Origin of the sequence: Candidatus Fusobacterium pullicola, assembly GCA_018883725.1 — a bacterium.
In the GTDB taxonomy this organism is placed as follows: Bacteria; Fusobacteriota; Fusobacteriia; order Fusobacteriales; family Fusobacteriaceae; genus Fusobacterium_A; species Fusobacterium_A pullicola.
Genome location: JAHLFN010000054.1, coordinates 1 through 25656 on the forward strand (window position 1 = coordinate 1; position 25656 = coordinate 25656).

The window sequence follows — 25656 nt, forward strand, 5'->3', positions numbered from 1 at the left end:
TAATATTAAGAATACTAATTTAAATATAATAACTACTACTAAGTTAGATAATCTAAATAAGATAGACCAAGAAGTTGAAGCTAGTAAAAAAACTAGTAGTAGTTCTCTTTTGAAAACTCTTGATAAAGATATTATCCCTCAAATCAAATCTGCTTTACAAAACCATGGGTTAAGTATTCCTACTTGTAAAAATATCATGACTTTGGTTGAACAAGGCAGTATTGACCTAGCAAGAATAAAACTTGTCTTAATGACTGCCAAACTGAAAAAATGGGACGACGGAGCTGTATATCAAGCTTTAAGAGACAACTGGGAGATTAAATCAGATGTTGCTCCTACTACAGTTGCTCCTGAAGAGATGGAAGCTAAAATCAAATGGCTGAAATATTTTGGTGGGATTTATTCCGATAAAGAATTAAGAGCGGAATTTGAAAAATTAATTACTCCTATTCCTTTAGAAACTCTGAACAAAAATAAAAGCAAGTTGGCAAAAATGACTATCTTTGAATTTAGAAGTTGCTTAACTAATCTGAAAGGAGCATAAAAATGGCAATTAAAATATCTGTTGAAAATTATAAACAAATAACTCAACTTTGTGAAGAATTAAAAATTGATGTCAATAAATATAATTCCATTAAGGCAGAATTAGCTGGTAAATTAATACTTGATCTTGTAAAGCTTAAAATGTTTCATTCAGGGGATTTAGCTGCAGGAAGGATCTTAGCCCCTATTCCTCAAGATTACATGGAAGGGGGTAAATATGACTGTAGATAATAAAAAAATTGAAAAATTTTTATTTAATATTCAATTTAATAAAAGCTTCTTACTTGAAGCAAACGAATGGGAAAATAAATTTTTATTCAATATTTGTGAAAGTCATGGTATTACTAAAAAAGAATTAGCCTTGTTTATTTATGATTATAGACAATCTAACTCTAAGAAAATAACAAAAAGAAAAATAACTGGAAGAGTTTTAGATACTAAAACAGGAATAATTTATAAAAATGTCTTAGATTACTCTAAAAAAACTGGTATAAGCAAAAATAAAGCTTATGCAAATGTTCAAAAAAATACTAAAAGATTTAAATTGCTGGAGGTAAACGAATGAATAAAGTGGTACTAATAAAAGCCAATAAGGGAGGAGTAGGCAAGAGTTGGATAACTCTTCAATTGGCTCACAAAATGGTAATAGATGGAAAAAAGGTTATTATTATAACCTCAGATTCTCAAAATAACATATTAGATTTTAGTGGGAATGCTAGTCTTACTCCACTTGGGTTAGATGAATGGCTTAAAGGGGAGAATGGTGGCTTCACCGAACTAAGAAAAAATCTTTACTACATTCCATTTAACTCTACAATGTTAGAAGAAGAGTTGGAAGTAAAGTTTGAGAGCTTTATGAATGTTTTAAAATCAGAATTTGATTACATATTCATTGACTCTACTCCAGTTTTAAATTTAGATAAAAAATTTATTGAGTTGGCTGATGAGGTAGTTATCCCAACATTCCTCGACAATGTAACGATTGGGTCTATTGCTACTCTTATGGAGCAGATAGAGCCAAAAAATAAAGTCAAAGCTATAATTCCTAATAGGGCTGGAAGAAATAAAATTGAGAAAGAATATTATGAAAATTTAAAAGATACTGTTTCTCAAAATATTTTACTAACTGTACCTATCAGACAAAGTACCTTTATTTCTAAAGCTATTGATGATGGAAAAACTATATGGGAATACAGAGCAAAAAAGGCTAGAACTCTCCAAAAATTATTTTTACAAATTCTGGAGGTGTTGTAATGAGTAATAAAATGGCTGTATTTAATAAACTAAAAGCTACAATGCAAGAACTAGAATGGCATTCAACTTTTGATTTCGAGAGTTACGAAATCAATGCAGAAGATAAAGCCTTTATTGAGAAAAAAGAAGAACTTATCTCAAATAGTTTTAAAAAATACAGTTCTTCAAAATATGATATCTGTGTAGCTCTTATGGAAGTAAAAGTCAGACTTCAAAAGAGCGGAGAAGGTAGCTTTATGGCTTGGTATACTCACTTAGGATTTACAAAAGATAAAGTAAGTGAGCTCCTAAAAACTTATGAGTTGTACATCCAAGCCCCACACATGAAAGATTATATCAGCTCTCTCTCTGGAGTAGCTGTTAGATTACTTACTCATAAAGATGTTTCTCCTCTATTAGCACTAGATATAATGGAAAAAGGTGTAAAAAATATGGAAGATATAAAAGAGATAATTGAACTAGCTCTCTCTCCAGTAGAGAAAAAAGCTATTGAATATAAAAGCAGTATCTCTAAAAAATCTTTAGGAGCTATCAAAAGTATTGAAAAGCAGATTAAAAAATCATCTTCTCCTACTGAACTAAATTCAGCTAAAAAAGAAATTGAAGCTATGAAAAAATTATTATCTGACATGGAAGAAGATATACTTATTAGAGAGAAAGAATATGAAAATAAAAATAATTTGAAATTACCTACTTCTCCAGCTCCTATGATTGAAGTTCCTACTGTTGAAGAATTTAATAATGCTTCAGCATTTATTGATGAAAAAGGACATATATATTTTGTCCGTGGTGGAATAGGGAATAGTGAATTTAAAGTTTATTTTGCTAAAACCTTATCAGATTATAAAAATGATTTTAGAGTTCATGGGGTAAAATCTCCTTTACTTCCTTATAGAAAAACAAGAGGAGAGGCTTATGCTGATTTAATTTCTTATGCTAGAAATAAAAAAATGAAGCCTCTTAAGGAGGATAACTAGTATGATAGCAAGATTAAAAAAATTTTTAGGATATAAAATAAAATTTTATGGGAGATTTTAGAGGGAAGTTCCCTCTCCTCTCCCTTGGAGGAAGAAATGAAAAATAAACTAGAAAAATTAAGAAAACTTAGAAGTCTTGCAGAAGATACTAGCACTACTCTTTTTGAAAGAGAACTAGCTCATCAAAAATACGTTGAGTATAAAAATAAATATAGTCTAGATGATACTGAAATCGAAAGAGATTTTGTTTTTATAAAAGTATCTGACCAGCACGAATTAAAATTATTATATGCTATTGTAGATAGCTTTAATATAGAAATGTATCAATTAAAAAAACATTCTAAATTAAAAGTATATTTTTATGCAACTAAATCAGAATACCTTGCTATAAAAGATGAGTATGACTGGCATCGTTCAAAATTAATTCATATTTTAGAAGGGACTACTATTAAATATTTGCATTCTCAAGTCATAGTCCCAGTTGAAAATAAAAATTCTAATATAAAATATAATGAAGAATTTTTGAAAGCTTATCACGGAAATTCCTGGCTAGATAAAGAAAGGTATAAAAATAAATTAAAGCTTGAGAACTAATCTACTTTATTTTATGGGGGGAAATAGAAATGAATGAAAAATATTCAATCCTTTTACTTCACAAAGGATTCAGAGGTATAAAAAAACATGTATCAAAAGAATTAAAAGATACTTACGATTTAATTCGTAGCATGAAATATCGAATTACCGATTTAAAAAAATTGAGTGTAGTAGAAGTTATCTTTATTCGTCAACGTTGCTATGAACTTAAAGTAGGGAGTTTCGATGAACTCTTAAAAACTTTGGAAATAGATGTAACTTATGATGAAAGGGGAATTAAAAGGGGGATAAAAAATAATGTATAAAATTCAATTTTCTTGCAACAATTGTTACTATTGTGAAGAAATAGGAAATCTTAAGTTATGCAATAATAAAAACTCTACTAAATATAATAAAGAAATTGATGTGGCTGGAATATGCAGCCACTTTAAAAAAGGGATCTATTGGGAGGAAGTGGAGGAATAATGAAAGCATTTAACAGTAGAAATACGCCAAAAGAACATTATTTATTTAGAAAAAAAGGTGGAAAGTTATCTTTAACCAAAGTAACAGAATATAAAAATTATTTTGGAGAAAAAGCAAAAGAAACACATACCCAAATTTTTAAAATTTTTAGAAAAGATAAAAAAATTTATCTTCAATGTCCTTGTTATAGAAAAATACAATATGCTGGAGAATTATCAAAATTTATAAAAAATTCAAAAGGAACAAGTATTACAGAAACGATTGATACCTTTAAAAGATTAGTTGAATTTCGTAAATATAATGTTGATGTTTCTAAAATTGAAAGAAAATATTTTGTAAGTAGAGATATATTTGAAATTGAAGAAATATTACTAAAAAAAGGAATATTGAAGAAGAAATAATGGGTTACTGGAGATGTAAAAAGTGTGGGGGAGTTATCCGCTTACATAAGATAATTTTTAAACATGAAATAAAAGGAGAGAGAAATGGAAAATAGCAAAAAAATATTAGAACTTATAATTATGAAACCCTCTGATGAAGAAATTCATTTTGGTATTAATACTGATGTTCCTCTTACACAAGAAGAATGTAATGAAATTATAAAAATATATAGTAGAGCTTTTGCTAGAAAGTACGACTTGGAAAAAGAAAAGATAGAAAAAATAGAAGACATGAACCCACATAAATTTATAGAAATTAAACACGCTAATTAGAAGGGGAAAAATGGAGGTAAAAGATAATGAGAGATATACAATTTAGAGGATTTGATTTAGATACAAAAAGTTGGCATTATGGCTATTATATAAAACATATTGATTCTACTCCTTGTGTATTTAATTCTGAAGAAGAAGCTAAAAAATGGCATGAGGAACATACAAAGCATATTATTTCTTTCGATGGTTTTTCAGACTGGTGGATGCCTAGAGATGTTAAAGGGTGCTATGTAGATCCAAAATCATTGGGACAAGATAGTGGTTGGATAGATAAAAATTCCAAAACGATTTATGAAGGTGACATTCTAAAAATAGAAACAGAAGATGGAAAAACTGCTGTAGTCATTTGTAAATATGGAAAAATAAAAAGAAGGTTATTACCAGAGTTAGACTTAGAAGTTAATTTAGAGGAGTTATTGGATTTAATTTTTGAAGCTCCTGTTATAGAGATAAATGGATTTTATTTCGAAAGAGAAGATGGAACTAATACTTATCCAATAGTGTGCAATCATCTTGGTAAACATGATTGTCTTTCTATGGAAATTATTGGAAATGTTTATGAAAATAAAGATTTAGTAAAAGAGTTTTTTAAGGTTGATTAAATGAGAATTTTAAAACTAGCAGTTAAAAAAAAGTATTTTAATGAAATAAAACAAGGTACTAAAACCGAAGAATATCGGCTAGTAAAAAAGTACTGGGGAAAAAGGCTCCTAAAAGAATATGACGAAGTTCATATTACCCTAGGATATCCAAAAAAGATGAAAAAGAAAAAATTTTAAAATTTAAATGGGCTAGTTATGAAGTAAAAACTATTCAACATGATGAATTTGGAGCTGCTCCTGTTAGAGTTTATGCTATCAAACTTGAAGAAAGAATTTATAATTAAATTAAAAAAAGAACATTGGAAATTGAAAAAAAGTTAAGAAATAACTTGTAATTAAAGGAATAGTAAGGTATTATACACACAACCTAAGAAATACAAGGCTAGAGAGCCAACAAGGAGGACATTATGGAATTTATAACTAAATTAAAATTAGAGGATAAGGTTGTGGTAACAGACCCTTGCTATTGCTATGAACCAAATCAAAGAGGAATAGTACTTTTAGAGAATGTTCAAGCTGGAGATTATAAATGTTATGTTATTTATAATAAAGAAAAAAGAGTAAAAGAAGCAATAATTTTACACGAAAGCTTATCTGCTTGGCATCAAGAAGATTACTTATGGTTGCAAGATGGATTTATCTGTGTTGATGCCGCTATAGCTGGAGTGATCAATTATAGCTTACATGAAGAGATGAGAAGATGCAAGAATAGAAATGAGAAAAAATGGGAAGATAAATATTATAAAGAAATATGTGAGTTATTTTCAAAAGATACTGATACAATTACTTTTAGAGAAAATTCTTTCATCACTAGTACTGGATGGGGTGATGGAAGATATGAAGTTTATGTTACTAAGAAAGAAAAAAATAAAATCCTCGGAATAAAAATAATCTATGATGAAGATGAAGAGGAAATCGAAGAGGATTGGGAAGATGAAGAAGAATATTAAAAGTTATTTGAAGAGAGAAATTATTCTCTCTTCTTTTAATACAGGAGGTAATTTATGGGAACTATTATCAGAAAAGAAAATATAACTAATGAAGAAAAAAACACAATCTTAAGACTATTATTACAAACAGCTAAAGAAGAATTAAGTGTCGAATAATCACATATCCTCTACTAAAATTTCAGCAATTTATTGTAGAGAAAGTACTGAAAAACAAAATATACAAAGTCTTATAGATATGTGTAAAAAGGCTGCTAAAAAAATAAACCTTCAGAATATAAAGGTTTATTATGATGTAGCCTCTGGGTACAATAAAGATAGAGAGCAATATAACAAATTAAAAGAAGATATTCAAAATAATTTAGTGGATACTTTAGTGTTATATGAAAGTTCCAGGCTTACAAGAGATGAATTAGAGCATCATATATTTTATGGATTGTTGAGAGTCCATAATGTTAAAGTTTATACTGTCACACATGGTTGGCTAGACTTACATGATGCTGATGATACTTTTCTAACTAATCTTTTAAATTTATTAGATGCTAGAGAGGGAAGAAAAACAGCTAAAAGAAGTAAGGACAGAATGACTGAATTAGCAGAGCAAGGGAGATGGACTGGAGGACCAGCTCCCTTAGGATATAAATTGGTTAATAAAGAACTAGTAATAGTTCCAGAAGATGCCGAAAAAGTTAAGACTATTTTCAAGCTTTTTTTAGATGGTAAAACTAGACAATCAATAGCTTCTTTATTTGGTTATGAAGTCAAAAAAGTTAGAAGGCTATTAGAAAATCCTATCTACATTGGAAAATTAAAATACCATTCTGTTGAAATAGTTAATAAGAAAAAAATTCATCATAAAGATTATAAACTTTTAAATGGAATCCATGAGTCTATTATAGATGAAAATACTTTTTCCTTGGTACAAGGTAAATTAAAAAATATTAAAGTTGAAAGAAATACAGACACATATATTTTTAAAGATTTATTAAAATGTACTTGTGGAAGAAAAATGTATAGAGTTATAAAAAAGTACAAATACTTAAAAAAAACAACTAATAAATTTTCTATAAAAAATGAAAATCTTTACTACTGTAGAACTTCTGATAAATATAAGAGTGTAGGTTGTGGAGCAATCGGAATCCATGAAGATGAATTATTTGAAGAAGTAATGGCTTCTTTAAAAAATATTATTTTGTCTTTAGAAGTAGAGAATATTGATAATCAATTTGATGACTATCAATCTCAATTATCTCTTTATAAAAAGGAGTTGACTTCACTCTCTGGAAAAGAAGAACTTTTAACTAGGCAGTTGTTAAACTCTCTTATATCTGAAGAAGTTTTTGAAAAATTAATGAAAGAGTTAAAAGAAAAAAAAGAGTTTTTAGAGGAAAGAATTAAAAATTTAACTACATTAATTACTAATAAAAAGAATACTAATAAAAATTCAGAGATATTAAAAAAATATTTTTTGAAATTAGAAAAAGAAAAAGCTCCAGAAAAAATAAACAACTTTTTAAGACTTATAATAGATGAAATTGAGATGGTAAATGATTATAGATTCTACATCCATTTAAAATTTTAAGGAGTGGCTATGTTAATTATAAAAGAGAAGATTTTAGAAAAATACTCAACTTCAGAGTTAAAAGCTATCTTTGAAGATTGGTTTTTATATTTTAAAAGAAGTGATTTTAAAGGAGAACTATATAATATAGCCTATTATTTGAATATTGAAGATTTAGAATATTCTCTTGAAGAATTTAAAATAGATTACCCAAAGTTAGCAAATAATAAGGAAGTGGCAACTATTTTTAAATTATATAAAAGTGGGATGTCACTTCAACATTGGGGAGAAAAATTTGATAAAGATACTAACCATTTAAAAAAACAATTGAAAAATGGCTATATCTATAATTCGACATCTATTCCTAAAGAGTTTTTTAAGTATGTAGATATGAATATTGATATTTCAGAGTTTAGGATAGAATTGTACAAAAATCACATAGAACTTTATGGAGAGAAAGAAAAACTTGAGACTTTTAGAAGAAGATATTCTTTAAAAGAAAGAGTATATTTTGAAAAATATAAAAACTCTTATCATTTAGCTTTCAAAGGTTTTTTAGCTGGATATATTACCTATATAAAAAGAGAGGACAATTGATTTATCCTCTCTTTTCTTTATTTTTCCTCGTTTGTGTTTTCAGGGATTTGTTTGCAGAACAGACCAATTCCATCTCCAAAAGGTAAAAGTACAAACTCTCCTCCATCTCTAGAATATAGATACTCTATAAACTCATTTAATCTTCTAACTATAGTTTTAAATCTTTTTGGATACTCTTTATATAGATAACCTCTAAACATAATATTATCTATAAATATTATTCCATTTTTATTTAATAGTTTATATGAGTCTTCAAAAAACTCTAAATAATGTCCTTTAGATGCATCAATAAAAACAAAATCAAAGTTTTCATCAATCTTCTTTATCTCTTCTACAGCATCTCCCTTCATTGAAACAATATTTTTTAGTCCTGACTTTTTGAAGTTTTCTTGAGCTAAATTATATCTCTCTTCATCAATCTCTATTGTATATAACTTTCCATTATTCTTTTCTATCTCTTTTGCCATAAGTATTCCAGAATATCCTATTGCAGTTCCTACCTCTAGTACATTTTTTATATTATTACTTCTCACTATAAACTTTAAATACTCTGCTACCTCTTTTGTTACTATTGGAACATTATGCTCCTCAGCATATTTCTCCATCTCTAGTACTAACTCATCATTTTCTCTTATCTTACTTATAATATACTCATTTGCTTCTCTTAACTCTTCTAACATAAATTTCCTCTTTCAAATATTATTTTTACTCTTTTAAATTACTTTTTTGATAACTTAACTATATAGAATCCATCTAAGATATCCTCTTTATAGTCTACAGTAAAGCCATCTACACTATCATATGTTCCATTGACATTCTCTGGAATATAGAGTTGAACTGTCTTAAATTCTGGATACTTCTCCAAAAATCTTTTTATATTTTCTCCATTTTCCTCTTTTAAAATAGTACAAGTACTATACACCAATTCTCCTCCATCTTTTAAAACTTGTGAGGCTGACTCTAATATTTCAAACTGAAGTTTTGCAAGTTCTTGCACATTTTCAACATCTTTATTGTATATAGCTTCTGGTTTCTTTCTTAGAACTCCATACCCACTACATGGTGCATCAACTAATATCTTATCAAATTTTTTACCTTGCTCTTTTAATTTTCTAGCATCCATTTTAACTGGTTTTACAATAGTTACTCCACACTTATGACAATTTTCCTCTATTAATTTTAATTTATGAGGATATATATCTAGTGCTAATAGCTCCCCTGTGTTATTCATTAACTCTCCTAAAACAGCAGTTTTTCCACCTGGAGCACTACAAGTATCTAAGACTGATTCATTAGATTTAGGATTTAAATTTCTAGATGAAAGATATGATGAAGCATCTTGAACTATTATCTTTCCCTCTTTAAACTCATCACTATAAAGTAAAACTCCAGAGTCTACATAATAGACTGTATCAACTTTTTTTATAATCTCTATTCCCTTTTCCTGTAATAATTTTTCAAATTCTAAATTGCTATATTTTAAAGTATTTACTCTAAAACTTATATACGGTATCTTTTTTAAAGAAGTTAAATATAGTTCTCCCTCTTCTATTCCATACTCCGATATAATCTTATCATAAAACCATTTTGGATAAGATAAATTTATATAGTTTTTACCTTGCTCTTTTAACTCTTTTACATCCTCTTGCCACTCTCTTTGATAGCTTCTAAGTACACCATTGATAAACTTTCCTACTGGAACACTAAATTTTTTCTTAGCTAACTCTGTAGCCTCCCAGATAACTCCCTTATCATCACTTTTCATAAAACTCATTTGATACATAGAGATTCTAAGTATATTTCTTATCCAATCTTTCTTTATCGTTGTAGTTCTCTTATCTATTTCATAATCTAGAAAAATTTTATTTCTAATTACCCCATAGAAAAGCTCTGTTATAAAGCCTCTTTCCTTTTTAGTAAGGGGATTTTCTTTAAAGTACTCATTCAGAGCTATATTTGAATATTTACCATTTTCTACTTCTTTTATTAGGCTAATAACTCTAGCTTTTATATTCATTTTTTCCCTCCTGATTTTTTCATTCACATACATTATACAACATTTATAAACTAATTTGTAGTATAATGAATTTTTATTTGCCTTTTTTCAATTAAAATGGTAATCTATATAGAGAAAGATTTTTATTACGTGGAGGTTTTTATATGGAGGTTCCGTTGGAAGATATTTATCATTTATTAGAGACTAATCAGCTTAACAAGGTGAGAGAGCTACTGGTAGACCTGCAACCAGTTGATATTGCAGAGTTTTTTGAAGAGATGAGTAAGGAGCAAAGTCTAAAGCTTTTTAGAATTTTACCTAAAAGTTTATCAGCAGATATTTTTTCTTATCTTTCATCAGATAAGCAACAGGAAATTATTGAAAACATAACAGATGAAGAGATTCGTAATATAGTTAATGATATGTTTATCGATGATACTGTAGATTTTATTGAAGAGATGCCAGCTAATATTGTAGATAAAATTCTACAAAATACATCTTCAGATATTAGAAATTTAATTAACCAATTTTTAAGATATCCTGAAAATAGTGCTGGTAGTGTTATGACTGTAGAGTATGTTTCTCTAAAAAGTGATATGAATATTGGACAAGCACTACACTCTATTAAGAGATTTGGAATTGATAATGAGACTATTGATATCTGTTATATAATAGATAATCAAAGAAAACTTGTGGGATATATATCTCTAAAAAAATTAATTTTCTTAGATGATGATGTTCCTCTTGTCGATGCAATGGAGACAAATTTTGTTACTTGTCATACTACAGATGACCAAGAGAATATCGCTTCTGATTTTAGAAAATATGACTTAACATCTATGCCAGTTGTAGATAACGAGGATAGACTTGTTGGTATTATCACTATAGATGATGTAGTTGATGTTATTGACCAAGAAAACACTGAAGATATGCAAATGATGGCTGCAATGTCACCTTCTAATGAAGAGTATCTTAAAGAGTCTGTATTTTCATTAGTTAAACAGAGAATTGGTTGGCTTCTCATTCTTATGATTTTAGCAACATTTACTGGAATAATTATTAGAACTTATGAAGGAGTGTTACAATCTGCTATTGTTTTAATCTCTTTTATTCCTATGCTTATGTCAACTGGAGGAAATGCTGGTTCACAAGCTTCTATGCTAATTACTCGTGGAATAGCCCTTGAAGAGATTGAACTTTCTGATATTTGGGAGATTTTCTGGAAAGAGCTCAGAGTTAGTATTATAATAGGATTAGTCCTATCTATTGTAAACTTTTTAATTATTTACTATTTAAGTGATATTAATTTTGCTGTTTCTTTTGCTATATCACTTAGCTTATTTATAACTATAATCATAGCAAAAGTTGTTGGAAGTACACTTCCTATTATAGCTAAGGCTCTTAAATTTGACCCTGCTATAATAGCTAGTCCTCTTATTACCACTATGATTGATGCTTGTGCTTTAATAGTATTTTTCTTAGTATCTACACATTATTTACATTTAGCATAAAGATAATGAGAGGCTATTGCAAATTTGCGATAGCCTCTATTTTTTTAATATTTTGGAGGTTATATGGCAACATTAAAAGATATAGCTAAATTAACTGGGGTTTCTATTTCAACAATATCTAGAATTTTAAATAATGACACTACTCTTAATGTTTCTTCTCAAACTAAAGATAAAGTAATTGAAACTGCTAGTAAACTAAATTATAAAACTATTGCTCAACGTTATAAAGATAGTAAAACTAAAAAATATAAAATTGGAATAGCACAGATGTTTGACCTAGAGGAACAAAAAAAAGACATCTACTATGTAATGATGAGAACAGTATTAGAAGAAATTTGTCTTGAGAAAAATATTGAGGTTATCTCTCTCTTTAGAAATCAAGATAAAAACTTTATAAAAATAAATAAGAAGAAACTAGATGGAATTTTTCCAATTGGAAGATTTACTGTTGAAGAGATTGAAAACTTTGAATTATATACTAAAAATATTGTTTTTATTGATTCCTCTCCAGATGAACTAACATATCATAGCATAATTCCAAACTATCAACTTGGATTAAAATTAGCTCTTAAACATTTTTTAGAAAGAGGACATAAAAATATTGGTTTTATCGGAAGTAGATATACATTTGGAAATACTAAGGAATGGGAAATTGACTCTAGATATGTCTATTTTAAAAGTTTTTTAGAAGGACATAAACTTCTTAATGAAGATTTTATAATCGAATGTGATATGAATGCTAACTCAGGTTATAAAAGCATGATGGAATTTCTAAAAAATAAGAGTCTTCCCAGTGCATTTTTTATCTCATCTGATGTTATTGCACCTGGAATTTTAAAAGCTCTTAATGAAAAAAATATAAAAGTTCCAGTAGATATTAGTTTAATTACTTTTAATGATACTCCTCTTTCAGAATTTGCTACTCCATCTCTTTCATCAATTAGAATATTTATGAGAGAGTATGCTCACGCTGCCCTAAGTGTTATGGAGGAACTTTGGGCTGGTGAGCATGGGGTAAAAAAAATTATTATGCCTTGCAACTTAGTTGAAAGAGAGAGTGTAAAAGATTTCTCTTCCAAATAAATTAGGACTGTTTGCAACAGTCCTAATTATCTCTATAATGTTAAAGTCTTACTATAACATACTTTTCCATTTTGATCCTTTATTATAAGATTAACCTTGTCACCTTTTTTAGCATTTTCTAAGTTTATACTTGTTGATATATTTCCTTCTCCAGTTCTTGGTGAATTAGCTAGTCTTCCTTCTGACTTTATTCCCTTTCCCTCTAAAGAGTAATCAAATTTTAAAGAGGTATTTCCTGTTGAATATCCAATTCCCGATAAAGTTAAAATTCCTTTATCAAATTGATAACTTAAATTTTTTATTCCTCCCTCAACAATAGAATTATCTCCCTTTCCATATACTGATATTAAAATCGAAGCTATCATCTGTACTTCACTTGAAATACTATCTAAACTCACATTCTTAGTTTTTATTGCTGAAGGTATCTCCGTAAATGTAATATGACTTTTATACTCTCCCTCTTTAATATCTTTACTAGGTGTAATTCTAAATCTTACTACCTGTTTCCCAGCTGGTTTAACTGAAACAGTTTTTGGAAAAACTCTTATAATTGAATTTAGATTATAATCAGCTCCAAAATTAGGATCACTTTCTGGAGTGATTCCTACTCTTAGTGGTAAATCTGTATTGTTTACTATATACATCTCATAGGTATTACTTTTGGTTAAATCAACTTCAAATTTTGTTGGATAGATAGAAAAATTTAAAGCAGTTGCTACTGTTCCTAAAATAATAAATAATCCTAATACTATAATTTTTTTCATAAATCTTCCTCCTAGTCATATTGAACTTTTACTGTAAACTTACCTTCATATCTTCCTGGTACAACATTACCAGCATCTAAAGTTCCTCCAACTGTAAAATTTACCTCTCCACTCTCTGGTATTACAATTGAATTACTCTGTAATTTACTATCATTATAGAAAATATCCGCATAATAGTAAAGTGTTTTTGTTAAATCACTCGAATTTATCTCACCAGTAGGTGAAAGAAAAACAAGTACAGCTCCCTTTGTTGCATCCCACTCTCTATCTGAGCTTGTAAAAGTAACTCTTACATTAGCTCCTTCACTCCCCTTTATATTTATAGTTCCCTCTGTTTGTGGTGTATTTCTGTTACTATTTTTAGCAACTACTCCAAAATTAACTGGAGTAGTTGTTACCTCTAATGGACCTAAAACCTCTGCATATACTTCAACATCAGCACTAGCCTCTCCTAAAGCAAAAGAAATTGTTCCTAACATTAACCCAAATAATAATCCTAATATTTTTTTCATAGCTCCTCCTTCTATATTTCATCTAAGATTTTATCATATTTTTTATACTCCAAATCTTCTGTAAATCTTTCAAACCCTTTCAATATCTTATCTCCGTAATTTTTATATTCTTGACTTCCATCACTATCGAGTCCCTCTTTAAAATTTAAATCTTGTAATATCTCACCTCCCTTTCCATAAATTATACTTTTCCCATCTCTTTTGCCATTTTTATAATTAACTATACTCTTCAATTCTCCAGTATTATAAAAAAATCTCCACTCTCCTTCCCTTTCATTAAGCTTATAATACCCATCTACCACTTTTACTCCTTGAGTTGTAAACAATTTTAATTCTCCATTTAATTTTCCAAATTTAAAATTAGCAAGTGTTGATATTTTTCCATTTGGATGATAAGCTATAAACTCCTTATTCAATAATCCTTCTTCAAAGTTCATTCTCATTTTTGGATTTCCTTTTAAATTAAATTCTACTACCTCTCCATCTAACTCCCCATCAACAAATTTTTCTATTTCCATTATCTCTCCATTTAGATAAAAATACTTCCACTCACCGATTGGTCTATCATAGTAATACTTTAAAATAGCTTTAGGTTTTCCTTCTGAAAATTTTATTATCCATTCACCATGTTTTAATCCATCTTCAAATCTTCCTTCACAAATATATTTTTCTCCATCTATCTCTATAATATTTTTATAATATCCCTCTCTTATTCCGTTTTTATACTCTTCTTCAAGATGTGTATCTATAAATTTACCTGAAAATGGCAATTTTTCTCCCTTAAAATAGATAATATTATCTATTTTCTCTTTATTTTTTATACTCTCTATTCTATCTTCGGAAAATAGAAAGCAAGGTAGGATAAAAAATATTGCTATTAATTTTTTTAACACTTTATTTCATCTCCTCCTTCCCTTTTATCATATCTGTATCTAATCCTTCAAAATATTCACCATTTTCACTATTATTAATATTTACTTCTATACTATCACGACTAAATTTAACATTTTCATAACCTAAATAATTAAATCTTATCGTGTATTTTCCAGGTAAAACATCCTCAAAAAAATACATACCATCAAACTCAGGATCTGTTTCTGCAACTATCTCTCCATCTTTTTCTAAAAATATTGTTATTAAAGATAAATTTTGAACAAATTGTTTCTCTGTAAATTCATCAGTTAAAATTATATTACCAGACAATATAGATATCGGTTGAACTGGTATATCTAATTTTAAAGTTGCCGATTCTCTACTTTTTACTTTTATCTTTCCATCACTATTTTTATAGCTTGGATCTAGAGTTTTTCTATTTAAATCAACTGTAAATATCTTATCTCCAGCAATACTATCAGCTATGTAATTCCCATTTTTATCAGTAATAAATCCTTTGTTATCTATTAAAACTTCAACTCCTGAAAGTGGGGTATCTCCTGAATCAAAAATATGATTTCCATTTTTATCAAAATATACTCTTCCATATAACCATGCACTACTTACAGAGGCTGTATTATCTACCTTACTAATAGGACTCGATAAATTTACTAATTTACTTGTTTCTATACTATTTGTTGTTGTTCTCTCTTTATTTTCAGAAATATTTGTTTTTGAAGTAACTTCCATATGAATATAGTTATCCCATTCAATATCAAAGGTTATTCCATATCTAAACCTTTCACTTATACTTGAATACCTTGCAAATATACCAATATCTAAATAGAGCTTATCTTCAATAATTTTTATATCTCTCTTATTTAATCTTATACTATAATTTTGTGTATATTTTTCCTCAGCTCTTTCCTTTCCTATCTCACCATCTATTATAAGAGATAGTATTCCAGAGTAGCTTATACTTGGATAGAAAACATTGTAATTATAACCTCTATATAAATCTTTCTCCATTTTTAAAGAAAAAGAAAGAGGAGAAAAAATTGAAGTATACCATCCTAAATATAAGTTATCACTCTTATACTCACCACTTTTTTCAAAAAGTCTTTTATTATTAACTCCTATTTCAATAGAGTTTTTTTCAAAATTTTTTCCTATAGTCATAGAAGTATAATCTTTTAATCTATTTTCTTCATATATAAACGGAGAATAACTTTCATGTAAATATCTTAATGTGTAACTTTTAAGTTTTTGCTCTATAATTAAATTGTAACTATTCTCACTTTGGTTATTCTCATAAAAATTTCTATATGTTACAAGAGTAGGATATTCCTTATGTCTAGTATTAAATAAAATATCATTTTGTAAAAAATTATATTTTCTATTTTCAAAGGATGTAAGTTCCATAACTCCTAATCCTAAAGTTAAATTGTCTGTTACTCCATAATATGTATGAAATATTCCTTGAGGATTACCATTATTTGAATTTTTACCAAGTTGTAAACTTGTTCTATTCTTTCCCTTTTGTAAAATATCCATATCTGTTAAGGAGAAAACTCTCTTCTCCTCTATTCTTCCATCATTATAATATATTTTTAAAATATAATCAGAATTTAATACTCCATCTACTATTTTAAATTCAAAATTTTTGCTCGTTGGATAAATATAATCTATTAAAGTATACTCTCTATATAACTCTATTACTTGTGCATTTTCTGCCTCACCCTTTATAATAGTTACTCCACCATCTCTTGTCATATACGTATTCTCATCCCTAAAACTTATTCCTATTATATCACTACCTATATTGATAAAATTGGGTGATACCATAGAAAAGCTTCCTAGAACAAGATCATTATTTTCCCATATATTTGAATATGTTAAATTTCCATAATTTATTCTATGTTTAGGTTCTATATCTCCATTTAGGTATAAATTCCCATACAAAAATTGTGTTCCATACTCATATTCTAAATTATAACTTTTTTCTTGTAAATCATATTTATACCAATTTACTTTTAAAAATCCTGGAGTTAGTAACTTGGCTGGCATAACAATATCCAGTTCATCTTCTCCTCCATTTTGAGCATCTAATCTGAGTCTCTCTATCTTACTTTTTTCTCTCATTTCATATGGAAGAGTAAAATTAGGTATCATTGAAATAGATAAATTTTCATAATTAAATGTTATTTTTCTAAAATTTAATTTTTCCTTTATTGCTTCTAAATCAACATATAAACTATTCTCCATTATAAAAGCTTCATCACTATTAAATTTTATGTTTATATTTTTATTTCCTAATACTCCTACAACTTTCATCTCTTTTAGTCGAACCTCTAAAGTATATAACTCTAAGAAATAAAAAAGCGAATTGAGACCTATGTATACTTTATTAGTTTCTATATCATATTTTACCATGAAAAAATTATCTTGTAAATCCCCACACTTTATTTGAATAAAGGAATCTTCAAAATTTTCATAATTTGTTACTGGATAGGTAATTTTTAAAAGAAGAAAAAATAGAAGTACAATTTTTTTAATCAAGATATTCCACCTTTACAGTAAACATTCCCTTATACACTCCTCGATTTCCTTTTTGAGTTTGAGTTTCTCCATCAATTAAAATATCTTTAGATACAACCCTACTCTCATTTCCTATCCTAAATACATCTCTATTGTTCGGAGCTAATAATTTAACTAATTTTTGTCCCCCATTTTCCCTAAAACTTAAATCTACTATTAAACTTTCATTTTTAGAATTTTTAATAGTTGTACTCTCTGGTATAGTTATATTAACACTTTTATTCTCTTCACCTTCTATACTTATATTTGCAGGAGTTCCCCATTTTTTTGTAGATAATCTTTCTCCAGCCTCTCCTTTTCCAAGGTTCATGTTATCTATAACTCTTATTTTTAAACTTTGAACAGGATTAAAATTTTGTAAAGATAAATTTAGATAAACAGGATTAAACTCATCATTAATATACCCTATTCTTATATTTTCATCTCTTTGATTTTTAACTAACCAATTGAATAGAGCCTCTCCCTCTAATAAAAACTTTATCTCCTTTATAATTTCTCCATTTGTTGAACTTTTAAAGTAAATCTTATTTCCCTCTTTTATACTATTAATTGGAGATACTTTTATATTATTTAGATTTAAAAATTTATTCCCATTTTTTAAATCTAATTGAAAGTAATCTTGATTATTTGCAAAATCTTTTGTTAAAGTTACCTCAGCTGAAAATCTCACTCTATTGGTTGTTCCAACTGCTAGTACATCGTTAGAATAAAATTTAGAAATTTCTCCTCTAAAATCTTGACCTAGAGAGATTAAAGAAAATATTAAAAAACTCATATAATATATAACTCTTCTCATTTTTTTATCTTCTCCTCTCCTATCTCTTTATTATGTAGTATATAAAGAGCTTGGTGTTTTATAGGAATATATGGAATCTTATTAAAAATATTGTTAATATCCCTTATGAAAGTTGAATTGTTTTTTTCCAGTCCTTTATCTATTCCTAATTGAGCTTTTATTAAACTAAAACTATTATATAAATTTCTATCATATATATCATATAATATTACCTTTCCCAATGAAATCTGTGGAAATTTTTTATTAAATACTAAATGTTGAAGAGCTATATCATAATCTTTATTTTTTAATTTATAATAAAATGCATCTACTTGATAAGGAGTTATATTTATCTGAATTCCATTATTTTTTAAATCACTCTCTATTTTTTTAGCTAAAGCTCTATCTTCTTCAGTATTTAGTATCATTAATTCAATTTTTTTATTTTCCTTTTTTAAAAAATCAATATATGATTTTATTTCAATTTCACTTAAATTAGATTCCTGTACTTTAAATTTTTCACCATAAATTTCGGGTGGAAGTATATTTTCTGTTTTATCTTTAATAGAACTTTGAATTACCTTTTTAAACTTTAACTCTCTCTCTTTTCTAAATATTAGAGCTAAAGTTACAATATTATCACTTGCCTTTATCTCAATTTTATCTTCATTTATAATCTCTAATCTCTTGCCTTTAATAATATTATAATCAGTTATATCATAAACTATATCTGCATTTTCATTAAAAAGAGCTAATAATCTTTCCTTAGTAGAAAAAACTCTTTCAATAGTAAATGTTTTTTCTTTATTATTATCACTTAAAACAATCTGATCCTTGTCAAAAGATTTAACTTGATACTCTCCAGTTCCAAAAAGCTTTCCATCTTTCTCTTTAATGATTGAACTCATACTATGTGATAATAGTTTAAATAAATACTTCTCTTCAGTATTTAATCTAATTATCAGCTCTGATGAATTTAATACTTCAATATCCTGAATATTGGAATAAAACTCTTTCAAAGCTCCCTTTTTTTTCATTCTCATCAACGAATACTTAACATCCTTTGCTGTTAATAAACTTCCATCTTGAAATTTAATATTATCTCTTAATTTTATATAAAGATTTTTACTATTTATATACCGATAATCACTAACTAATTTTTTATGAATAACTCCATCATCATCAATTTCAAATAAAGTTTCATATATATATATATAAGCTCTTTTAGAATATATATCATTGAGTTTTATTGGATCCAAAGTAGTTACTCTCAACTCCTGTAAAGCTCTTATATCATTATGCTCTACCTTATTCTTCAATGTATAATCATCTAAAACTGCAAAAGCTATTCCCCTAATTAATAATATAAGAAATATCAACTTTCTTTTCATAAATTTACACCATACCTTCCTAATATAAGAAAAAAGCAACTATAAATTTAGAAAATACTCTAATTTATAATTGCAATTAATCATTCAAAATCTTATATTTCCATAATTTATTTTTTTCATTCCCCCTATATTAAGTTTATCCTCTTTTAGCCTAAAAGTCAATAGTCAATCATACAAAATAGAAAAAAGGGGAGCTAACTTCTTAACTTTCCCCTTTCTTAACTATTTTTACTTTAATTTAACTATTTTAATAAATTATTTAATTTTTTAATAAAATCTACTGGATTTTCAATTTGAAATCCTTCTAACATTAAAGCTTCTGTATATAGGACTTCTAATAAGTCATTAAATTTAGAAGTATCCTTGCACTCCTGAAGTTTTGCAAACAATGGATGTTCTGGATTTAATGCTAAAACTTTCTCTGCCTTAACATTTTCATTTCCTGGAATTTGTGATAAAACTTTTTCCATCTCAAGAGATATCTCTCCCTTAGCTAACAAAGCTGAAGCTCCACTACCTAGATTATTACTTAACTCTACATCTACTATCTTTCCAGCTAAGCTCTCTTTTATCTTATCTAGCATAGTTCTATTATCTTCAGATAATTTTTTTATCTCCTCTTCTTTTTCCTTATTCTCTTCTAATTTAAAATCAGAGTCATTGATTGATTTAAAGTTTTTCCCAGCAAATTCATTCATTGTTTTTAATGCAAACTCATCTATTTTATCAGTTAGAATTAAAACCTCTATTCCCTTTTCCTTTAAAGCTTCCATCTTTGGAAGAGATTTTACTGTAGCCAAATCCTCTCCTACTACATATAGTATCTCTTTTTTCTCTTCTCCCATACGCTCTACATACTCTTTTAAAGTCACATATTTATCATCTAATGAACTTCTAAAGATTAATAGATTTTGTAATTTATCTTTATTCATTCCAAACATATCATGAATACCGAATTTAATATTTCTTCCAAAAGCTTCCCAAAATTCAATATATTTCTCTCTATCATTCTTCAATATATATTCAAGCTCTGAAATAATTTTTTTCTCAAGGTTTTTAGAAATAGCTGTTAATTCACTATTTTGTTGTAAAATCTCTCTTGAAATATTAAGGGATAAGTCATCACAATCTACAAGTCCTTTTATGAAACTAAAGTACTCTGGAATCAATTCATCACATTTATCCATTATAAAAACATTTTTTGTATAAAGTTGAAGACCTTTTTTGTAATCCTTTGAGTAAAAATCCATTGGAGCTTTTTTAGGTATATATAAAAGTGCTGTATACTCTATATTTCCTTGAACTTTTAAATGAAAATGGAACATTGGGTCTTCCCAATCATGGAAATTAGATTTATAAAATTCATTATAATTCTCATCTTTAAGTTGAGATTTATCTGTTTTCCAAATTGGTTTAGTTGAGTTTATTGTCTCATCTTTAAAAATAATTGGATATCTAACATAATCAGAATATTTTTTTACTAAATCTCTTATTTTCCACTCTTCTAAGAATCCAATATACTCTTCTCCCTCTTTAATTGTTAGAGTAATAGTTGTTCCTCTTTCAGTTTTTTCATATTCCTCTATCTCATAAGAACCATCTCCTGTAGAAGTCCATTTTACTCCAATATCTGATTTTGGTGACTTTGTTACAAGAGTCATTTTATCAGCTACCATAAATCCTGAATAGAATCCAACTCCAAATTGTCCAATAATATCTATGTCATCCTTTGATATATTTTCTAACTTCTCTTTAAAAGCTTTTGATCCAGATTTTGCAATAGTTCCTATATTTTCTGCAACCTCTTCATATGTCATTCCAATTCCGTTATCACTTATTGTTATCTCTTTTTTATCTTTATCCACAGAGATAGTTATTTTAAAATCCCTATCTTCTTCTAAAATTTCACTATTTGTCAAAGACTCAAACTTTAATTTATCTATAGCGTCACTAGCATTTGAGATTAACTCTCTTAAAAAAATCTCTTTATTTGTATATATTGAGTGTATCATTAAATTTAATAACTCTTTTGTTTCTGCTTGAAATACTTTTGCTTCTTTTCTCATTTATCATACCCCTCCTTAGCACTCTAATTATAAACTGGCTAATAATTAATATACATCATAATATTATATTATTGTCAATTACTTTTTATAAATTTTGAAGTCAAAAAATAATTTAGTAAAATTTTTACTAGTTTTATCGTTACTCTTATTGATTAAATGTTGTTTTATATGATATTATTTTATTGTAATCTAAATGATTGTTTTATTTTTAGAACACTAGATATAGAAATTTATTTTGGAAAGGATGAAAAAGATGATAATCATTAATGAACAAAACAAAGAATTCCACCTACAAGGAAAAAATTTAAGTTATATCTTTAATGTTATGCAAAATGGACAATTAGGACAACTCTATTTTGGAAAAAAGATAAGACATAGAGATAGTTTCTCACACTTTTTTTATAAACCAGAAGTTGGTATTGGAATAATTGCTCACTATGAGGAAGATCCTGGATTTTCTCTAGAATATTTTAAACAAGAATATCCTTCATATGGAACCACTGATTTTCGTAAGCCAGCTTTTGAGATAGAGAGTGAAAACGGGAGTAGAATTAGTAATTTTACTTATAAAGGATACAAAGTACTTAAAGGAAAAGAAAAACTAAATGGACTTCCTGCTACATATGTTCTATCTGAAAATGAAGCAGATACTTTAGAAATTACTCTAGAAGATGAGGTTTTAAAGTGTAGATTGTACCTTACTTATACCGTTTATAATGATAGAGATATCTTAACTAGAAATGCTAGATTTGAAAATTATGGAGACAAGAATTTAAAATTAAATAGAGCAATGAGTTTATCACTAGATTTACCAGATTATAATTATGAGATGTTATATTTCTCAGGTGCTTGGGCAAGAGAAAGACACCTAAAAATTAGAAAATTAGAAGTTGGAAGTCAATATATAGATAGTACAAGAGGAGCTAGTAGTGCTCATCAAAATCCTTTTATTATTTTAAAAAGACCGAATACAACTGAAGATACTGGAGAGGCTTTTGGTTTTTCGTTAGTTTATTCTGGAAACTTTTTAGCTCATGTAGAAGTTGACCATTTTGATGCCACTAGAGTAACTATGGGAATAAACCCTTTTGACTTTTCTTGGAATCTAAATAGTGGTGAAATTTTCCAAACTCCAGAAGCTATAATCTCTTTCTGTAACTCTGGACTAAACACTTTAAGTCAAAATTTTCATTCACTATATAGAGAAAGATTAATCAGAGGAGAGTGGAAAGAGAAGGAAAGACCTATCCTGATCAATAACTGGGAAGCAACATATTTTGATTTCAACGAAGAAAAATTACTGAATATGGTAAGAAAAGCTAAAAAATTGGGATTTGAACTTTTTGTTTTAGATGATGGTTGGTTTGGAAAAAGAAATGATGATAAAACTTCTCTAGGAGATTGGTTCCCTAATCTTGATAAATTACCTAATGGTATTAAAGGATTAGCTGAAAAGGTAGAAGCAGAAGGAATGAAGTTTGGACTTTGGTTTGAACCAGAGATGATAAGTAAAGAGAGTGAACTTTATAAAAAACATCCTGATTGGATACTTGGAGTAAAGGATAGAAAGCTCTCTCTTGGAAGAAATCAATATATTTTAGATCTATCTAGAAAAGATGTACAAGATTATATTATATCAATTCTAGATGAAAGATTTGCTGAAGCTCCTATTTCATATGTTAAGTGGGATATGAACAGAAATATGACTGAAATTACTTATAGAGATTTACCTCATAAATATATTTTAGGGCTATATAGAATCTTAGAAAAAATAACTACAAAATACCCACATGTATTATTTGAATCTTGTGCTTCTGGTGGAGGAAGATTTGATGCTGGAATGTTATACTATATGCCACAAGTTTGGACTAGTGATGATACTGATGCTATTGTCAGATTAAAGGTACAACATGGAACTTCTATGGGATACCCATTATTAGCTATGGGAGCACATGTTTCTGATATCCCTAATCATCAAACTGCTAGAAACACAAGTTTAGATATTAGAAATCATGTAGCTTACTTTGGTAACTTTGGTTATGAATTAAATCCATTAATTTTTAACGAAGAGATGGATCAAAAGGTTATAAACTATTTAAACTTCTATAAAGAAAATAGAAAACTACTACAGTTTGGAGATTTTTTCAGAATAGAAAGTCCTTTTGAAGGTAATACAACATCTTGGATAGTAGTTAATAAAGATAAGAGTGAAGCTTTAGTTGGATATTTCCAAATTTTAGCAGAGCCAAATCCTGGATACAATAAAAAGGTAATATTAAAGGGACTTGATCCTAATAAAAAATATATTATCAATGAAGAGTGGGAAGCTTATGGAGATGAGCTTATGAATATGGGAATTGTCTTTCCTCAACCTGAGAGATATTTCTCTAAGGATTCCGAAACTCAAGATTTTCAAAGTAGACTATTTAAGTTAAGAGAAATTTAAAAAGTATAAGGGGGATAAAAAAATGGTAGATTTTAAAATGAAACTTTCATATGGAATAGGGGCATTAGGAAAGGATTATGCTTGTGCTATTATATATATTTTCTTAATGTATTATTTAACTGATATACTTGGACTAGTTCCAGCTTTTGTAGGAACATTATTTCTAGTAGCTAGATTATGGGATGCTATCAATGACCCTATGATGGGAATGATAGTGGATAATACTAGAAGTAGATGGGGAAAATTTAGACCTTGGATACTAATAGGAACAATTTTAAATGCAGTTGTTTTAATAGCAATGTTTTTTAAACCTCATGGATTAGAGGGAAAAATGTTATATGTGTATATCTCTATTGCCTATATTTTATGGGGTATGACTTATACAGTAATGGATATACCTTTCTGGTCTATGATTCCAGCTCTTTCAAATGATAAAAAAGAAAGAGAAAAAATAGCTGTTGTTCCTAGAATATTTGCTAGTTTAGCTTGGTTAAGTATTGGAAGTTTTGGTTTACCTGTAATTGGATTACTTGGAAATGGAAATGAAGGAAAAGGATTTTCATTATTAGCACTTGGAATTGCAATATTCTTTATAATTGCTTCTCTTCTAACTGTAGTAAATGTAAAAGAACAGATAGTTAGTGATCAAAAAGCTCCAAAGGTAAATTTAAAAGATACATTCAAATTAATTTTCAAAAATGATCAATTAGTTGCTTTAATTGGAACTGTTTTAATGTATAATTTAGTTGTTCAAATATCTGGTGGAGTTGCTATATACTATTTTAAATATGTTGTTGGAAAAGAATCACTTTTCTCTGTATTTACAGGATTTTCTGGAGTAGCAGAGATTACAGCTTTAATGGCTTTCCCTTTTCTTTCTACAAAAATAGGAAGACAAAAGGTTTTCTTCTTAGCTTGTAGCTTACCAATAGTAGGTTTTGGACTACTTTGTTTAGCTGGTTATTTAGCTCCAGAAAATGCTCTATTAGTTGCTATCTGTGGAATTGTTGCTAAATTAGGTTCTGGTTTATCACTAGGAATATCTACAGTTATGTTAGCTGATGTGGTTGATTATGGAGAGTATAAATTTGGAAGTAGAAATGAAAGTGTTATTTTCTCTGTACAAACACTACTTGTTAAATCAGCTTCTGCTGTAGGAGGATGGTTAATAGGAGTTGGATTAACACTAGTTGGATATGTTGCAAATGTTCAACAATCTGCTTCTGCTATAACGGGAATAAGAAGCTTAATGATTGTATTCCCTATGCTTTTATCTGCTATAGGGTATATAATATATAAAAAATACTATAAATTAAATGATGAGTACTATGATGAAATAATTGAAGAATTAGCTCATACTAGAAAAGAAGTTGCTTAAAAAGGAGTAT

At 27.8% G+C, this 25656-nt stretch carries 27 protein-coding genes; 18 read left to right on the forward strand and 9 right to left on the reverse strand.

From position 1 onward, the window contains the following. The 14 genes from IAA47_05345 to IAA47_05410 form a co-directional block, all read left to right on the forward strand. Window positions 1–544, forward strand: a 544-nt coding sequence (locus tag IAA47_05345; GenBank protein ID MBU3842392.1) for a hypothetical protein, incomplete at its 5' end; no start/stop codon positions are given. A gap of 2 nt (window positions 545–546) precedes the next feature. Beyond that, entirely contained in the window at window positions 547–774 is a 228-nt protein-coding gene (locus tag IAA47_05350; GenBank protein MBU3842393.1) for a hypothetical protein, read from the forward strand. Beyond that, window positions 761–1108: a hypothetical protein gene (locus IAA47_05355; GenBank protein MBU3842394.1), complete on the forward strand. Its 348-nt coding sequence runs from the start codon at window positions 761–763 to the stop codon at window positions 1106–1108. Before IAA47_05350 ends, IAA47_05355 begins: the two co-directional genes overlap by 14 nt. Continuing rightward, window positions 1105–1797, forward strand: coding sequence for a ParA family protein (locus tag IAA47_05360; GenBank protein ID MBU3842395.1), 693 nt, complete (start codon window positions 1105–1107; stop codon window positions 1795–1797). The genes IAA47_05355 and IAA47_05360 overlap by 4 nt, the downstream gene beginning before the upstream one ends. After that, complete coding sequence (locus IAA47_05365) at window positions 1797–2774, forward strand: hypothetical protein (GenBank protein MBU3842396.1); 978 nt, start codon at window positions 1797–1799, stop codon at window positions 2772–2774. Before IAA47_05360 ends, IAA47_05365 begins: the two co-directional genes overlap by 1 nt. Before the next feature lie 96 nt (window positions 2775–2870). Further along, window positions 2871–3368 (forward strand): DUF2786 domain-containing protein, encoded by a 498-nt coding sequence (locus IAA47_05370; GenBank protein MBU3842397.1) that lies wholly within the window; start codon window positions 2871–2873, stop codon window positions 3366–3368. A 29-nt stretch (window positions 3369–3397) separates the two neighbouring features. Next, on the forward strand, window positions 3398–3673 hold the full coding sequence (locus IAA47_05375) for a hypothetical protein (GenBank protein ID MBU3842398.1): 276 nt from the start codon (window positions 3398–3400) through the stop codon (window positions 3671–3673). A 159-nt stretch (window positions 3674–3832) separates the two neighbouring features. After that, window positions 3833–4234: a hypothetical protein gene (locus IAA47_05380; protein MBU3842399.1), complete on the forward strand. Its 402-nt coding sequence runs from the start codon at window positions 3833–3835 to the stop codon at window positions 4232–4234. A gap of 84 nt (window positions 4235–4318) precedes the next feature. Continuing rightward, window positions 4319–4546, forward strand: coding sequence for a hypothetical protein (locus tag IAA47_05385; protein MBU3842400.1), 228 nt, complete (start codon window positions 4319–4321; stop codon window positions 4544–4546). A gap of 26 nt (window positions 4547–4572) precedes the next feature. Next, complete coding sequence (locus IAA47_05390) at window positions 4573–5148, forward strand: hypothetical protein (protein MBU3842401.1); 576 nt, start codon at window positions 4573–4575, stop codon at window positions 5146–5148. Then, entirely contained in the window at window positions 5149–5325 is a 177-nt protein-coding gene (locus IAA47_05395; protein MBU3842402.1) for a hypothetical protein, read from the forward strand. Between the two features lie 230 nt (window positions 5326–5555). Then, window positions 5556–6098, forward strand: coding sequence for a DUF4241 domain-containing protein (locus IAA47_05400; protein MBU3842403.1), 543 nt, complete (start codon window positions 5556–5558; stop codon window positions 6096–6098). Window positions 6099–6243: 145 nt separating this feature from the next. After that, window positions 6244–7677 (forward strand): recombinase family protein, encoded by a 1434-nt coding sequence (locus tag IAA47_05405; GenBank protein ID MBU3842404.1) that lies wholly within the window; start codon window positions 6244–6246, stop codon window positions 7675–7677. 9 nt (window positions 7678–7686) lie between these two features. Next, window positions 7687–8253, forward strand: coding sequence for a hypothetical protein (locus IAA47_05410; protein MBU3842405.1), 567 nt, complete (start codon window positions 7687–7689; stop codon window positions 8251–8253). 17 nt (window positions 8254–8270) lie between these two features. Here the strand turns inward: IAA47_05410 and IAA47_05415 are convergent, their stop codons facing one another. Continuing rightward, window positions 8271–8933, reverse strand: coding sequence for an O-methyltransferase (locus IAA47_05415; protein ID MBU3842406.1), 663 nt, complete (start codon window positions 8931–8933; stop codon window positions 8271–8273). A gap of 38 nt (window positions 8934–8971) precedes the next feature. After that, on the reverse strand, window positions 8972–10270 hold the full coding sequence (gene rsmB, locus IAA47_05420) for a 16S rRNA (cytosine(967)-C(5))-methyltransferase RsmB (GenBank protein ID MBU3842407.1): 1299 nt from the start codon (window positions 10268–10270) through the stop codon (window positions 8972–8974). Between the two features lie 155 nt (window positions 10271–10425). Here rsmB and mgtE point away from each other — a divergent pair, with 155 nt between their 5' ends. Continuing rightward, entirely contained in the window at window positions 10426–11760 is a 1335-nt protein-coding gene (gene mgtE, locus IAA47_05425; GenBank protein MBU3842408.1) for a magnesium transporter, read from the forward strand. Window positions 11761–11823: 63 nt separating this feature from the next. After that, on the forward strand, window positions 11824–12843 hold the full coding sequence (locus tag IAA47_05430; protein MBU3842409.1) for a LacI family DNA-binding transcriptional regulator: 1020 nt from the start codon (window positions 11824–11826) through the stop codon (window positions 12841–12843). Window positions 12844–12875: 32 nt separating this feature from the next. Here IAA47_05430 and IAA47_05435 read toward each other — a convergent pair whose 3' ends face one another. From IAA47_05435 to htpG, 7 genes are all read right to left on the reverse strand, one after another. Next, window positions 12876–13607: a molecular chaperone gene (locus tag IAA47_05435; GenBank protein ID MBU3842410.1), complete on the reverse strand. Its 732-nt coding sequence runs from the start codon at window positions 13605–13607 to the stop codon at window positions 12876–12878. Window positions 13608–13618: 11 nt separating this feature from the next. Then, window positions 13619–14119 carry a DUF4402 domain-containing protein gene (locus IAA47_05440; protein MBU3842411.1) on the reverse strand — a complete coding sequence of 167 codons (501 nt, stop codon included), beginning with the start codon at window positions 14117–14119 and terminating at the stop codon, window positions 13619–13621. Between the two features lie 11 nt (window positions 14120–14130). Then, on the reverse strand, window positions 14131–15012 hold the full coding sequence (locus IAA47_05445; GenBank protein MBU3842412.1) for a toxin-antitoxin system YwqK family antitoxin: 882 nt from the start codon (window positions 15010–15012) through the stop codon (window positions 14131–14133). A 1-nt stretch (window position 15013) separates the two neighbouring features. Then, window positions 15014–17551, reverse strand: coding sequence for a hypothetical protein (locus tag IAA47_05450; protein MBU3842413.1), 2538 nt, complete (start codon window positions 17549–17551; stop codon window positions 15014–15016). Continuing rightward, window positions 17544–18386: a DUF4402 domain-containing protein gene (locus IAA47_05455; protein MBU3842414.1), complete on the reverse strand. Its 843-nt coding sequence runs from the start codon at window positions 18384–18386 to the stop codon at window positions 17544–17546. The genes IAA47_05450 and IAA47_05455 overlap by 8 nt, the downstream gene beginning before the upstream one ends. After that, the gene (locus IAA47_05460; GenBank protein MBU3842415.1) at window positions 18383–19756 is read right to left on the reverse strand and encodes a hypothetical protein; all 1374 of its coding nucleotides are present in this window, start codon (window positions 19754–19756) and stop codon (window positions 18383–18385) included. Before IAA47_05460 ends, IAA47_05455 begins: the two co-directional genes overlap by 4 nt. 242 nt (window positions 19757–19998) lie before the next feature. Next, entirely contained in the window at window positions 19999–21822 is a 1824-nt protein-coding gene (htpG, locus tag IAA47_05465) for a molecular chaperone HtpG (protein ID MBU3842416.1), read from the reverse strand. Window positions 21823–22075: 253 nt separating this feature from the next. Here htpG and IAA47_05470 point away from each other — a divergent pair, with 253 nt between their 5' ends. Both IAA47_05470 and melB read left to right on the forward strand, forming a co-directional pair. Then, the gene (locus tag IAA47_05470) at window positions 22076–24268 is read left to right on the forward strand and encodes an alpha-galactosidase (protein MBU3842417.1); all 2193 of its coding nucleotides are present in this window, start codon (window positions 22076–22078) and stop codon (window positions 24266–24268) included. A gap of 22 nt (window positions 24269–24290) precedes the next feature. Then, window positions 24291–25646, forward strand: a complete 1356-nt coding sequence (gene melB, locus IAA47_05475) for a melibiose:sodium transporter MelB (GenBank protein MBU3842418.1) — start codon at window positions 24291–24293, stop codon at window positions 25644–25646. Window positions 25647–25656 lie beyond the last annotated feature (10 nt).